General features: G+C 42.6%; 11 protein-coding genes. 8 read left to right on the top strand and 3 right to left on the bottom strand.

Translation table 11 applies throughout. The features are described 5' to 3' along the window. Positions 1–27: 27 nt before the first annotated feature. Both F9B85_RS03355 and F9B85_RS03350 read right to left on the bottom strand, forming a co-directional pair. Complete coding sequence (locus tag F9B85_RS03355; protein WP_151618559.1) at positions 28–1,608, bottom strand: HD domain-containing phosphohydrolase; 1,581 nt, start codon at positions 1,606–1,608, stop codon at positions 28–30. After that, a complete protein-coding gene (locus F9B85_RS03350) occupies positions 1,605–2,471 on the bottom strand; it encodes an MBL fold metallo-hydrolase (protein ID WP_151618557.1) in 867 nt (288 codons plus the stop codon). The genes F9B85_RS03355 and F9B85_RS03350 overlap by 4 nt, the downstream gene beginning before the upstream one ends. Positions 2,472–2,705: 234 nt before the next feature. Between F9B85_RS03350 and F9B85_RS03345 the strand changes: the two genes are divergently transcribed. The 4 genes from F9B85_RS03345 (at position 2,706) to F9B85_RS03330 (ending at position 7,051) form a co-directional block, all read left to right on the top strand. Further along, a complete protein-coding gene (locus F9B85_RS03345; RefSeq protein ID WP_170270131.1) occupies positions 2,706–4,523 on the top strand; it encodes a CHASE2 domain-containing protein in 1,818 nt (605 codons plus the stop codon). Between the two features lie 157 nt (positions 4,524–4,680). Further along, positions 4,681–5,361, top strand: a complete 681-nt coding sequence (locus tag F9B85_RS03340) for a phosphoribosylaminoimidazolesuccinocarboxamide synthase (RefSeq protein ID WP_151618554.1) — start codon at positions 4,681–4,683, stop codon at positions 5,359–5,361. A gap of 234 nt (positions 5,362–5,595) precedes the next feature. Then, the gene (locus F9B85_RS03335; RefSeq protein ID WP_151618552.1) at positions 5,596–6,141 is read left to right on the top strand and encodes a hypothetical protein; all 546 of its coding nucleotides are present in this window, start codon (positions 5,596–5,598) and stop codon (positions 6,139–6,141) included. 304 nt (positions 6,142–6,445) lie between these two features. After that, entirely contained in the window at positions 6,446–7,051 is a 606-nt protein-coding gene (locus F9B85_RS03330; RefSeq protein WP_151618550.1) for a VanZ family protein, read from the top strand. A gap of 91 nt (positions 7,052–7,142) precedes the next feature. Here F9B85_RS03330 and F9B85_RS03325 read toward each other — a convergent pair whose 3' ends face one another. Beyond that, positions 7,143–7,838, bottom strand: a complete 696-nt coding sequence (locus tag F9B85_RS03325) for an HAD family hydrolase (RefSeq protein ID WP_151618549.1) — start codon at positions 7,836–7,838, stop codon at positions 7,143–7,145. 164 nt (positions 7,839–8,002) lie between these two features. Between F9B85_RS03325 and F9B85_RS03320 the strand changes: the two genes are divergently transcribed. The 4 genes from F9B85_RS03320 to F9B85_RS03300 all read left to right on the top strand — a co-directional run bounded on the left by F9B85_RS03320 (position 8,003) and on the right by F9B85_RS03300 (position 12,718). Next, on the top strand, positions 8,003–8,848 hold the full coding sequence (locus tag F9B85_RS03320; RefSeq protein WP_243138050.1) for a Dps family protein: 846 nt from the start codon (positions 8,003–8,005) through the stop codon (positions 8,846–8,848). A 263-nt stretch (positions 8,849–9,111) separates the two neighbouring features. Next, positions 9,112–10,620: a CAP-associated domain-containing protein gene (locus F9B85_RS03315; protein ID WP_151618548.1), complete on the top strand. Its 1,509-nt coding sequence runs from the start codon at positions 9,112–9,114 to the stop codon at positions 10,618–10,620. 272 nt (positions 10,621–10,892) lie between these two features. After that, the gene (locus F9B85_RS03305) at positions 10,893–11,486 is read left to right on the top strand and encodes a Fe-S-containing protein (protein WP_151618545.1); all 594 of its coding nucleotides are present in this window, start codon (positions 10,893–10,895) and stop codon (positions 11,484–11,486) included. Next, a complete protein-coding gene (locus F9B85_RS03300) occupies positions 11,483–12,718 on the top strand; it encodes an ABC transporter permease (RefSeq protein WP_151618543.1) in 1,236 nt (411 codons plus the stop codon). The genes F9B85_RS03305 and F9B85_RS03300 overlap by 4 nt, the downstream gene beginning before the upstream one ends. The last annotated feature ends 17 nt before the right edge of the window (positions 12,719–12,735 follow it).

Here is a 12,735-nt window from a genome sequence, read left to right as displayed (position 1 = left end):
GATGCCAAGCGAAGCGTCCCCCTGGCTTTAGATGTGTTTTTTGAATATGTCAAGAAGCTCTTTGTCTAGCTTTCCTTCGTTGGTCATGGAGGTTAAGATGGCGAGGGCTCTTTCTTTGGGCATGGCTTTTTTGTAGGGGCGGTCGTCGGCTGTTAGGGCGTCGTAGACGTCGACGATGGCTAGGATGCGTGCTTCTACTGGTATTTCTTCTCCTGCTAGTCCATGAGGATAGCCTTTGCCGTCGAGGTGTTCGTGGTGCAGTGAAGCCCAGCGAGGGACGTTGGCTAGTTTTTTGGTGAAGGGGACTTTTTCTAAGAGTCGGTTCGTCACTTCTACGTGGCTTTGCATGATGTTGCGTTCTTCTTCTGTCAGCGTTCCACGCGACACCATGAGGGCTGTAAGCTCTGCTTCGGTAAGCCAGGGCGAGGCACTGCCGTCTTCGTTGCTGTAGCTGTGTTGAGCTAGTGCTTGTAGTTCTGCTTGCAGTGCTGAGTCTACAAAAGTTGCAGGGTTGTTAGCTTTGAGAATTAGTTCTCGGGCACTTTCAATTTCCTGAGAGCGTTGTGCCCACCAACTATCAGGGTCAAGACCTTCCACATAAGAGCTATTAGAAGATGGATTATTAGATGTATTAGATGAAATATTAGTTGCTTGATTAGCCCAACTATTTCCTTCCGAAAGCTCAGCAAGCTTTGCTCTTAAGTAGGACCTTTCTTCGCAGGTTTTAATATAGTCTAGACGCATAAGTACTTGTTCTAATTGGTCGCCTAAACGAGTCGGCTTATCCATGACTGATAAAGGAATGGCTACTTTGCCAATATCGTGAAACCAGGCTGACATGGCGATCTGCTTGATATGTTCTTCATCAAAATAGTGGTTACTGTAAGGGCCTTCTTGTTCTTCATTAATAGCATGAGCTAAAAATTCGGACAGTTCGGCAACTCGACGGGTATGATGGGCATTATAGGGGCTTAAGGCGTCAATGGCTGTGGCCATAACTTCCACGAAAGCTTGAAAAAGCTTTTCTACATCAGCGATAAGTTGTTCTTTCGTTAGAGAAATCGCCGCTTGAGAAGCTAGAGAGGCGACTACTTTTTCATAGTGGCTGGCAAAAGGGATGACTTGGCCAGCAGAGTCTTTGGCATTAATGAGCTGTAGGACACCGATAACTTCATTATCGTGATTTTCCAAAGGCAACACGAGCATAGAGCCTGTTCGATAGCCTGTCATCTGGTCGTACCGTTTAGGGCCTGAAAAATCAAAGCCTTCAGCATTGTAGACATCTGGTATGTTGACGATTTGACGGGTAAGTGCTACATAGGCGGAGACGTTTTCTTTTTTCAAGGGAACAGGAGGAAGTGTTACTTCTTCTCCGTTACCACCTTGAAAGACTTGCATTGTTTCATTTTGAATGATTTTGAACTGTAGGCATTCATCACGACAGAGATACAAAGTTCCGGCATCAGCAGCGGTAATACGACGCGCTTCTGTTACGATCAGTTCTAAGAGATGGTCGTGATTTTTTTCTGATGATAAGGCGATGCCTATATGGAGTAAATCTTTTACTTGCTCTAAAGTTTCTGGTGAGTAACTTTTTAGCGTTTTCATAGCCGAATCGTCATCCCTTCTCGTGCGCAAAAAGCTTGGGGGAACTGTTCTTGGGCTTCTTTTTCGATCTCTTCTAAGTCACCGTCACTTCGCAATTGATCATGATGAAATAGCGCTAGACGCTTTACTTGGGCTTTTTGACCGATCTTTACAGCTGATTTCCACGTAGAATGGCCCCAGCCTTTTTTATTCTTCTTGTCTCCTGAGCCTCTGTACTCTGCTTCTTCGTACTGGCCATCTAGGATAAGCAAGTCAGCACCTTCTGCAAAGGCGATTAACTCTTGATCTATGTAAGTCCCCTGTTCATGATCAGTGCCATAGCAGATTATGCAGTTTCCTACGGTAAGGCGATAAGCTAGGCAACCATTGGGGTGATGAAGGGCTAGCGTTTCTACGGTTACTTGATTAGGTAAGTCTATTTTTTCTTCTTTTCCTATATCAATAAAGTCTAACTGGGCAGGTAGTTTGTGGAGTGGTACTGGAAAGTAAGGTGCTGTCATCAGGCCTTCTAAAAGCTGGCGAATAGACTTATCTTGTTTTCTTTCGCCGTAGATGGCGATCTGCGAGGATGCATTATAGAATGGCTGAAAATATGGAAAACCCATGAGGTGATCCCAGTGGACGTGACTGAGAAAAAGGTGGATTTTTGACGTCTTTTCTTCTTCTGTGCTGAGGAGCTTTAAGCCTAGTGGATAGATGCCTGAACCAGCATCAAAGATGTATTGCTCCTTTTCGATTTGCACTTGTACGCAAGCTGTGTTGCCTCCAAAGTTCTCTACAGAAGGGTTGGCCACTGGTAATGATCCACGAACACCCCAAAAGGTGACTTCTATTGGTTTTCGCCTATTTTTTTCTGCATCCAATTAGGATCAATCCTTTCATGAAAAAGGCCAATTATTATTCGCAATTTACTTACTTCAAAGGCAAAGTTAATAGAACCTTTTCTCTTTTTTCTCCTTTTTTCCTCTTCTTTGCCCTTGTTTTTTTCAAGTTAGAAATAGAAAGAGCAGGAATATATTGTTGTCTAATAGAAAGAAATAAAAGCATTTGTCTGGCATTAGCATTTCTCTGCCATTTACTTTAGGAGGATGGATTTATTGAAAGGTAAATTTCATGGAGGCCAGGCTTTGGCCGCTTTGGTTACACTTTTGATGCTTTTTAGTGCTACTTTAGGCCTCTGGTCGCTATTAGAAGCGAAAGTTTATGATAGCCGCTTTCAGCAAAAAGGTGCAGAAGCGCCACCAGAATCGATTGTGATAATTGGTGTTGATGATGAGTCTTTGCATCAAGTAGGTCGCTGGCCTTGGGCCCGTAGTATTCATGGAGAGTTACTAGATAGGCTAGAGCAAGCCAAGGTAGTCTGTATAGATATTTCTTTTGCTAGTGACTCTCAAGAAGAAGAAGATCAGGCTTTGGCTGAGGCTATTGGACGGCATGGTCGTGTTGTCTTGGCCGCGCACTTGTCTTTAGAGCAAGAGGGGGACTATATTAATCAAGTGCTCCGCTTGCCTGTTGATCCATTGCTCATGGAAACTTTCAGTATCGGCTTCGCCAACTTCCCTACGGAGGAAGATAATATAGTGCGTCGAGCCTTGCCTATGACTTTGTTTGATGGTTATCCTTTACCATCACTGGCCTTAGCAACAGCAATGGCTGGCGAAGGTCTTGATCCTTCTGAGCTAGATTGGCAGGAAGATGGTTTAATTGTGGCGGGAAGTCTGGCTTTACCACCTTTTCATGGGCAAGGTCCTTTGATTCACTTCCGAGGTCCGGCGGAGACTTATGAGACTATTCCTTATTATCAAGTGCTAAATGGCGATTACCCTCCCGAATATTTTGCTGACAAGTGGGTCTTAGTTGGCCCTGTTTCTCCCTTGTTTAAGGATGAATTTAATACGCCTTATACGCAAAGTAATATGGCGCTAAAAGGTGCTTTGCCTACACCAGGCGTAGAGCTTCATGCCACAGCTCTTGATGCTTATCTTAATCAAGGCTATTTCTTCAAAGCACCTTTATGGGTCAATCTAATGTCGTTAGTCTTCTTAGGCTTTAGTGCTTATGTTGTAAGTAGTGGTCGCCGCCCCTGGCAGGGACTGCTTTTTCTAATCTTTTTGGCTCTGCTCTGGTATTTCTTTACGGGAGTCCTCTGGTCACAAATGAATCTCTGGGTTGATTTTGTAGCTCCTGCTATGACTGCTTTGCTTGTCTACTTGGCGGCAACAGCTTATAACCACTTTTTCGTGGAGCAGGAAAGAAAAAAGGTGCAAGGGCTCTTTGGTCGTTATGTTTCTGATAAGGTTGTTGATGAGCTCTTAAAAAATCCTGATAAAGTTGCTCTAGGTGGCCAAAGGCAAATTGTTACGGTCTTTTTCTCTGATATTCGAGGCTTTACTAGCTATAGTGAAGGTAAAACGCCGGAAGAAGTTGTCTCTCGGCTTAATGAGTACTTTACAGTTATGACTTCTATCGTCTTTAAGCACGGTGGTACTTTGGATAAATATCTTGGTGACGGTATGATGGCCGTCTTTGGAGCGCCTATTCCTCAAGAAGATCATGCTGAGCGTGCTTTGCGGGCTTCCTTGGAAATGTGCAGGGCTCTTGAAGAGTTGAACAGAACTTGGGAAGCTCGAGGAGAGAAGCCTTTTGGTATTGGTATTGGTTTAAATAGTGGTCCTGTCTTATCTGGTAACATCGGCAGTCCTGAGCGGATGGAGTATACAGTAATCGGTGAAGATGTGAACTTGTCCGCTCGCTTAGAAAGTATGAATAAGGAAAAAGGAACGCAGATTATCTTCAGCGAGCGGACGTTGCGTTATATGCAGTTGCCTGCTCTTGAAGACTTGAAGATTGTGGAACTTGGTGATGTGGCTGTCCGTGGCATGGTTCAGCCTGTAAAGATTTATACAGTTCGTTAGGGAGCACAATGCACAGTGGTCTCGAATCCGTCCCTCTGTGCTATTCTTTCATTATTTTTGCAGATATTATCTTGGGCTATCTATAAAAATAGTGCATAATGAAGTAGTTCGTAAATCATATACACAAATTCTATATAGGAAAGGAACGAGACAATCAATGAAGCTTGTCTACACAGGTAAAACCAAAAACGTCTATGAACTAGAAGATGGCAACTACTTACTAGCCTTCAAAGATGATGTAACAGGAGAAAACGGCGTTTTCGATCCTGGTGCTAACACCGTAGGCCTTACTATTGAAGGCGCTGGTCGAGCTGGCCTCCGCTTGACTAAGCTCTTTTTTGAAGTGTTGAAGGAAAAAGATATTCCTACTCATTACGTTGATGCTAACATTGAAGAAGCTACTATGACTGTTAAGCCTGCTACTGTTTTCGGTAAGGGTCTAGAAGTAATTTGCCGTTACCGCGCTGTAGGAAGCTTCTTGCGTCGCTACGGCCTTTATGTTGAAGAAGGCGCAGAGCTTGACGCTTTCGTAGAAGTTACAATAAAAGATGATGGCCGACAAGATCCTCCTATTAGTGAAGACGCATTAGCTATGCTTGGTCTTCTTACTAAAGAGGAATACCAAGTGTTGAAAAATCTAACACAAGAAATTGGCGGCGTTGTCAAAGAAGAACTTGCGAAAAAAGGTATTGACCTTTATGATATCAAGTTCGAATTCGGTAGAGTTGAAGGCGGGCAAATCGTCTTAATCGATGAAATCTCTGGCGGCAATATGCGCGCTTACAAAGATGGTCAATATATCGAGCCCTTGGAATTAGAAAAGTTAATGCTGTTATAGTAGTTATTAATAAAACTATTAAAGCAGGCTTACTCTTTTGTTATAAGAGAGGCCTGCTTTTTTCTTTGCCTCTCTAAATGCTGGCTAATTATTACTGACATAAAATGCAAGATCTCAACTACCTCTTTTTGCGTTATAATGAATATTGTTTTTCATTACTTTTTCATACTCGATTAAATTTCAATTAATCATTACAACTGAAGTTCAATAATCACAAAAGGGGAAGGTATAAAAATGGGCGCTCAGATGCTTAGGTCTAAAGTTTCGCTTCTAGTTATAGCTTTAATTATGTTTACGGCATTCTTGATCGCCGGTTGTTCTTCTCCAGTGGCGCAAGGTAGTGTCATAACACCTCTTGATGTGCCTCAAGAGATGGCTCAATTGAAACCATACTTAGAATCGCACTTACCACCAGAAGCCAAAGGTGCTGTTAGTGAAGGTGTTAAAGGAAATGGAAAGCTTGGCGTTGTTGCGATCGTGCAATTAGAGGGAGAAAATGATAGCAAAGAGCAAGTACGACAGTTTACACGAGACTTTGTCTTTGCCGCCTATCGCACTGATTTTCTTATTGATGTAGTCGCTATTACTCTTCTTAAAGCTAATGGTGAGCGTGCTCTTACTGTTGTAGTCGGCGAAGATACGGATGCATTTCTCGATAAGGATGTCTGGAAAGCTAATGAATTATCGGCAGATGAATTTTTTGATTGGCTGAACAGTTCCAAAGTAGATCATGATAATCCAGCGGAGAGCATTGTGGTAGCCGGAGATTATGGCAAGTAAAAGCACTAGTAAAAGTCTTTAGTTTTAACAAAAAATCCTTCAGGTTAGCAAAGAAGCCTTAAGTTTCAGCAAAAAACCTTTAGCTTCAACAAAAAAGCCTTCAGGTTTGCTTAATAAAGCAGTCCTGAGAGGCTTTTTTTGGTATACTAATAAAGGATAAGAGGGCTCTTATTGTTACTATTATTGTTAATTTTATTGTTCTTTCTTCTCTCTTGCTTCGTGATTTTTCTTTTCTGGTGCAAAAACCTTATCCATAAACATATAATATGGAAGTAAATAGCCCTAATCTAAAAGGAGGAGCTTTTTGAAAAACGCCACGCCCCCGGTTAGTGAAAAAAAATTTCTCAACATAGTTACAATTATGTCCTGGATTCTTCTTTTTCTATGGTTGGTTACATTAGTTTACACTAGTACGCAATCTGGTTTCCGTGTAGTCTCAGGCGACAGAGAACGCTTTTTCGATAAAGTTTATCAGCTAGAAACAACGCAGTGGGCTTTGCGGCAAGCTGAAAAAGTAGGCCTTACGGAGCATCGGGCAAAAGCACTTTTTGGCAAAATGTACAAAAAGCCTGTTGAAAAAGTAGAAGTAGAGTTGATCGTTAGGAAAATAGGTCATTTTACGGTTTATCTTATCTTAGGCTTTCTTTTGCGGTTTACTATCGGCCGCCTTACAGCAGGAAAAGTTAGTGCACCTATAGCAGTAGGGATGGCCGTAGCTATAAGTGATGAATTGATTCAGACTTTTGAAAGAACCCGCTCCGGTCTAGTAGAAGATGTGGTCGTTGATACAGCCGGTGTCCTATTAGGTGTCTTAATGGCTCACCTGTTGATCAAACTTATCTGGCACAGAGTCCGCAAAAAATTATTTGTAGACAGAGAAGCGAAGCCTTCGCAGGCACAGTCTTCTTAAAACTTATGAAAGCGTCTAAAAGCAAGTTCTCTATCTTACATGCTCTTAGACGCTTTTTGAATGAATAGACAAGCTTTCCTCTTTTACTTTACTAATTTAACTCAAAGAGATTATTTAGTTCTTTCCAAGATTTTACGATTATGTCTGCTCCAGCTTCTCTAAGTTCCTCTTCTGACCCTATGCCCCAGGTTACAGCAATAGCTAGCATACCGGCGCTTTTAGCGGCTGTCATATCAAAAGCTCCATCGCCGATGTACAGGCTTTCGCTGGCTTTGCTATCAAGCTGATCTAATGCTTTAAGTAAACTATAAGGTGCTGGCTTACTTTGCTCAACTTCATCTGCTCCTACAAGATTTTTCATGTAAGGCCATAAACCAGTGTACTCTAGTGATTCTCTGGCTGGGTCGTGCCTTTTGCCTGTCACCACACCTAATACAAAGCCTTTAGCTTGCAGATTCTGCAAAAAGGCCGTTGCTTCGGGAAAAGCTTTCGTATACTCGTCATGGTCTTGCCGATAAAAGTAACTGTAGAGCTCTCGAAACTGAGCGGCTTGTACAGAATCTTTCGCATAAAGCTCACTGATTTCTACGAGAGAACGACCGAGATGCTTCATTACTTCTCCCTCTTTCCAGGGGAGTTCTAAATAATCAAAAACTTGTCGATAGCTCTTATGAATTAGTTCTATAGAATCGATGAGCGTACCATCCTGATCAAACAAAACTGTTTTGTATTCTTGAGGTTTAATTACAAGATCGCTTTGGGGCTTAGAATGCTTATTCTGCTTCATAAGTAGATCGGATCTCCTTCTGTATAATTATCCTATATAGGAAGCTGAACTTGGTTATAATTACCGCTCCTCGATATTCTTACAAATTATATGAGCTTTTGCAAGTTGAGGCATACTAGAGCGAGTAAAATAAAACAAGATTTTCTACAGGAGGAACGATTGGGATGCATAGAGATCATGGCAACAACAATCAAAACTATCAAAATCACCAGAATCATCAAAACCAAAGTCAGCAGAATCAACAGTATCGTCAAGCTTATCATGGTGCTGGCATTTATCAGCCTATGGGAAATACGCCACAGGACTTGCAAAAATTGATGACTAACATGGGCAATTTTCAAGGTCGCTTTAACCTCGATAAATCAGGCTTTAACAGTGCTATGCCTGGCCACAGCACTAATCACTCCATGATTTTCCGCCAACAGCCACGGACAGTAAAGCAAATTGGTAGTGGCATTGGTCTTCCCTATGAGACTCGTCTAGAAATGGCTTTGATGCTTGACGATCATCAGTGCGCATTGACTGTAGCTTTACATCAATATAATAAGCATCACTGGCTCACCGAAGGTGCTGAAGCTTTCCACAGTCTTCATCACTTGCTTGATGAGCATATTGATAAAACGCAAAAGCATATAGATATGGTAGGAGAAAGGGTAGCACGTCTTGGTGGCGTACCTACGGCTCACCCTATTACTCAGCATGAGCTTTCCTATATCAAGCATGAAGTAGAAGGCCGCTATAGCATTCGAGATTTTCTCCGTAACGATTTAGAACATGAACTAAAAATGCAAGCTATGCTCAGAACTACAATTGATCGAGCCCATCAGCTAAAAGACTTTGGAACAGTAGAAGTGCTGGAAGAAGTACTGCGCGATCGAGAAGATCTGGGCTACCATCTCTACAGCACTTTAGAGGACGATAGCCTAGTCCGTGGCATGACTCATATAACGGATGGTCAATACGATCGAGCGGGCGATCGTCCTATGGATCCTCATAGTAAACTACAGTAAGGCAGTAAAAAAGCAACTCATTAACACAGTATCTCTGCCATCATAAACTACGACAAAGAAGCTCTGAAAACTGCTTTTAATTAAGTACTTGCCAGAGCTTCTTTTGTTTTTTATCCTTTGTTCTAATGGAGTGGCTTAACATTACTTTAGTTACAAAAAGTATCAATAAGCAGGATTGTAAAGTATGATAAAATTTATGAAATGAACGAATTTTTATAATGGGTTAGATATTTCCTATATTGCTAAGGTAGGAGTGAATAGGTATGAGTTGGAGAAAGGCAAGGCAGTGTTTTTCTACTCTTTTACTAATGTTTTTGGCTTTTTTTCTGTTGACCAACTTCTATGACAATCAACAGGGACAGGGGAATGCAGAAGCTTATGGTGATTATGTTTTAGTTCAGGATGTTACTGTACTTGCAGAAGGTAAGGAAGTTATTTTTGCTCGTCCCTTAATCATTGCTCAGAACCGTTTGCTTATTCCCTTGCGTGCTGTAGGGGAAGCCTTAGGTGCTCAATTTGAGTGGCATGGTGCAAGTCGCACTATTGAGATGATAAAAGGGGAGCGCCATGTTTTGATGTGGCCTTCTGTAACTTATGTACAAGTAAATGGCGAAGCGAAAACAGTTCAAGTGCCACCTTTATTACATAATGGTTCAACTTATGTACCGTTAGCCTTTGTAAGTGAAGTTACAGGTAATCAGGTGGAGTGGGTTGATGCAAGTCGTACTGTTTTAATTACGGGGCCTGAACCAACTTCGCCATCACCATCGTTAGCTGGAATTTCTGCTGAGGCTAGAGATGGTTGGGTTTTATGGGGTCTAAAGATTGGTGATTCTGCTCATAAAGTTGTACAGACTCTTGGTGAGCCTAATCGTGTTGATCCTGGCGAGTATGGCTATCAGTGGTGGGTTTATAATAGTAATCCTGAAAGGTTAATTATGGTAGGTGTTGGCGATGGCCAAGTGCGTGCCCTTTTTAGCCCTGCTAGAGATTTAGCTGTTGGTAATATTGCTGTGGGAACTACATATACGGAGTTGTCTAGAAAAGTATCTATCAAAAGGCAAGTTTCTTTTTCGATTCCTGGTGGTCACATTCGCTTTAACTTGACTCAGGAAGATGTGCAAACACGTCCTTTGCTTATCGATGGCGATGAAGCTGTGATTTTCTATATAGATCGCCATTGGAATAATCGAGTGTCTGCTATTTTTTTGATGGATGTGCAAGCGCTTTTTGATAGTCAACGTTATGGCTACGAGATATCGACTTATAATCAAAGTGTTTTTCGCAATTGGTCTCAGGGCAATAGAGTTACAAGCTCTGTAGCAGTAGCTCAAGCTTATGAGCGGCAGGTTCTAGATCTTACTAATATGGCAAGAAGTCAATTTATTGAGCCCACGTCAATACTATCAAGGCAAAGAGGTGTACCGGCAGGCTCTATTATTTTGCGCTGGCATGAGCCTATGGCTGACTTGGCACGGGCTCATTCTCGAGATATGGCTGTGCATCGCTTTTTTAGCCATACGTCGCCTTATACGGGAGCTCTTGCTGATCGGCTCAAGAGCTCTGGTGTACCTTACTGGCACGGTGGCGAGAATCTAGCTATGGGGCAGGCCGATGCTATTGATGCCCATTTTGGTTGGATGAACAGCGCTGGTCATCGTGAAAATTTACTTAGCCCTACTTATAATGGCCTTGGTGTAGGTGTAGTTTATGGTCAAAGTGATAGCGGAAAAAATGTACGCTACTTTACGCAAAACTTTATTAATCAGTAAAGTAGTTGCAACAAGTAGTCACATCAAGGAGTTACAACAAGGCGTTACAGTAGTTGGCACATCAAGTAGTTACACAAGGCATTACAGAAGTTGTTACAACAAGGAGTTGCTACATAGGCAAGGGCAGGAAGGTGTACCAGTAATTTTTTCATTGAAATTTGACGATGCTCATATTTTTTTCACATTTTCATGATAGAATTTGTGACAGTCCTGCATTTAGAAAAAGCTAAGGGCAGGACTTTTTTTTATAAAAAAGAGAGGTAGATTAGGGCATGTCAAGAGAAAAAAAGCGTCAACAGTTCTCCGCGGACACACAAAAAGCAACAAAAAATAAGACCATGCTTTGGTCTGGTCTTGCTGTGGCTGTAGTTATTCTAGTTGCCGGCTTCTTTCTATTCTCCCCTTCTTCGGACAGTCCTGTTTCGGCTCATGGTGGAGATTATTGGATTAGTGAAAAGCCTTCTTATGCTGGTATCAGGGTAGCTATGGCAGATGTGGACTATAGTACGGAAGATGGTGGTATTGTCTTGTCTTTACAAGAAGTGATTGATAACAAGATTGTTTACTTTGAGCATGCACAGGAAAGTCGGGATTTGCCACTGACTGCTTTCGTAGCTCCTAATGGACGCATCATAGCGGCTGTTAGTGTTTGTGAGCCTTGTAATGGTAATCGCTTTAGCCTTTCTGGTACGGAGTTAGTTTGTAATACCTGCACTACGCGATGGGATCTGAATACTTTAAGAGGAAAGTCTGGTGCTTGTATGGCTTATCCTCCCGATGAACTGCCTTATGTGGTAGAAGGGGATAAGTTAATTATTGATGAGTCAGCGGCGAAGAGCTGGCGTGTAAGGGAATATAACGGATGAGCCTTTTTTACTTTTTCCGAAAGAGCATTGAGCGTCAGTGGGGTCGTTTCTTGCTCTTTCTAATCGGTATTACCATCGCTGTAGCAGGAACTCTTTCACCTTGGATGATTAGTCGTTCTATGGAAACGGCTTTAGCTGATGCTTTTGATCTAGTTGGTGCTAATATGATTATTGCACCACCGCCTGGTCAGTATGATATGCCTCTTGATGTGGTAGAGTCGATTTTTTCTATTCATGAAAGCAAAAACATTGCTGTTGTTAGCCCTAAGGTGCTCGGTATCTTAGATGCGCCAGAGGGGCATCTGACAATTATGGGTATTGCTTTTGATGAAGAAATTCGGTTGAAGCGTTGGTGGTCTGTGGAAGGTGAGTGGCCTTCTTCTTTCCGCGGTGATGTGCCGCCTCATCGCTATAACCATATGTCTGCTAAGAATCTAGAAGAAGAACGTGCAAAATGGCAAGTGCCTGAAGAGCAAGTGCTGGGAGAGCAAGTGACGGGCCAGCAATTGCAAAGCTTAGTGCTTGGTCGCTCCCTTGCTGAAGATCGAGGTTGGGCAATTGGTGAGCAAGTGGAGATTGCGGGGTATCACTTTAGGGTACAAGCTATCTTAGATCCGCTTGGTACGGAAGAAGATAATATGGCTCTGATCGATATTGCTTTAGCCGCTCATCTCTTAGAGCGCCCTGAGCAACTTTCTATGATTGAAATCGCGGCTCTCTGCGCTACCTGTCCTATTGAGGTTATTGTGAGTCAGATAGAAGAAGTATTGCCTGGCTATCAAGTGGAGGCTGTGCGAGAAGCGGCAGAGATGCGACAAATGATTATTGGTCGCTTTACCGTTTTTAGTGCTTTAACAGGTTTTGTTGTAGCTATGGCTGGTATTATGCTCGTCGGCCTTACAGCGGCGGCACAAGCGCGGGAGCGACAGTGGGAAATTGCCTTACTTCAAGCAATCGGTTTTGGTCGTAAGACGGTGACTTTGTTGTTAAGCGCTCAAATTGGCTTGGCTGGTTTGTTAGCTGGCTTACTTGGCTACAGCACTGCTTTAGGTTTGTCCTTAGTTCTCTGGCCTTATCTGGCACCTGGTGTAATGTCGCCTGTTACTTTTTTCTATCCTTTGGAAGGTTTACTCACAGTGTTGGCGGCTTCCTTAGTGGGGATGGCGGCAGGTTATCCGATTTTTTCTCAGACTGCCAAAAAAGATCCAGCTCGTCTGCTTGGTTCTCAATAGGAGGTGAATAAAAGACG

It is taken from the genome of Heliorestis acidaminivorans (assembly GCF_008933955.1).
In the GTDB taxonomy this organism is placed as follows: domain Bacteria; phylum Bacillota; class Desulfitobacteriia; order Heliobacteriales; family Heliobacteriaceae; genus Heliorestis; species Heliorestis acidaminivorans.
This window is presented reverse-complemented; position numbering and strand designations above follow the sequence as displayed.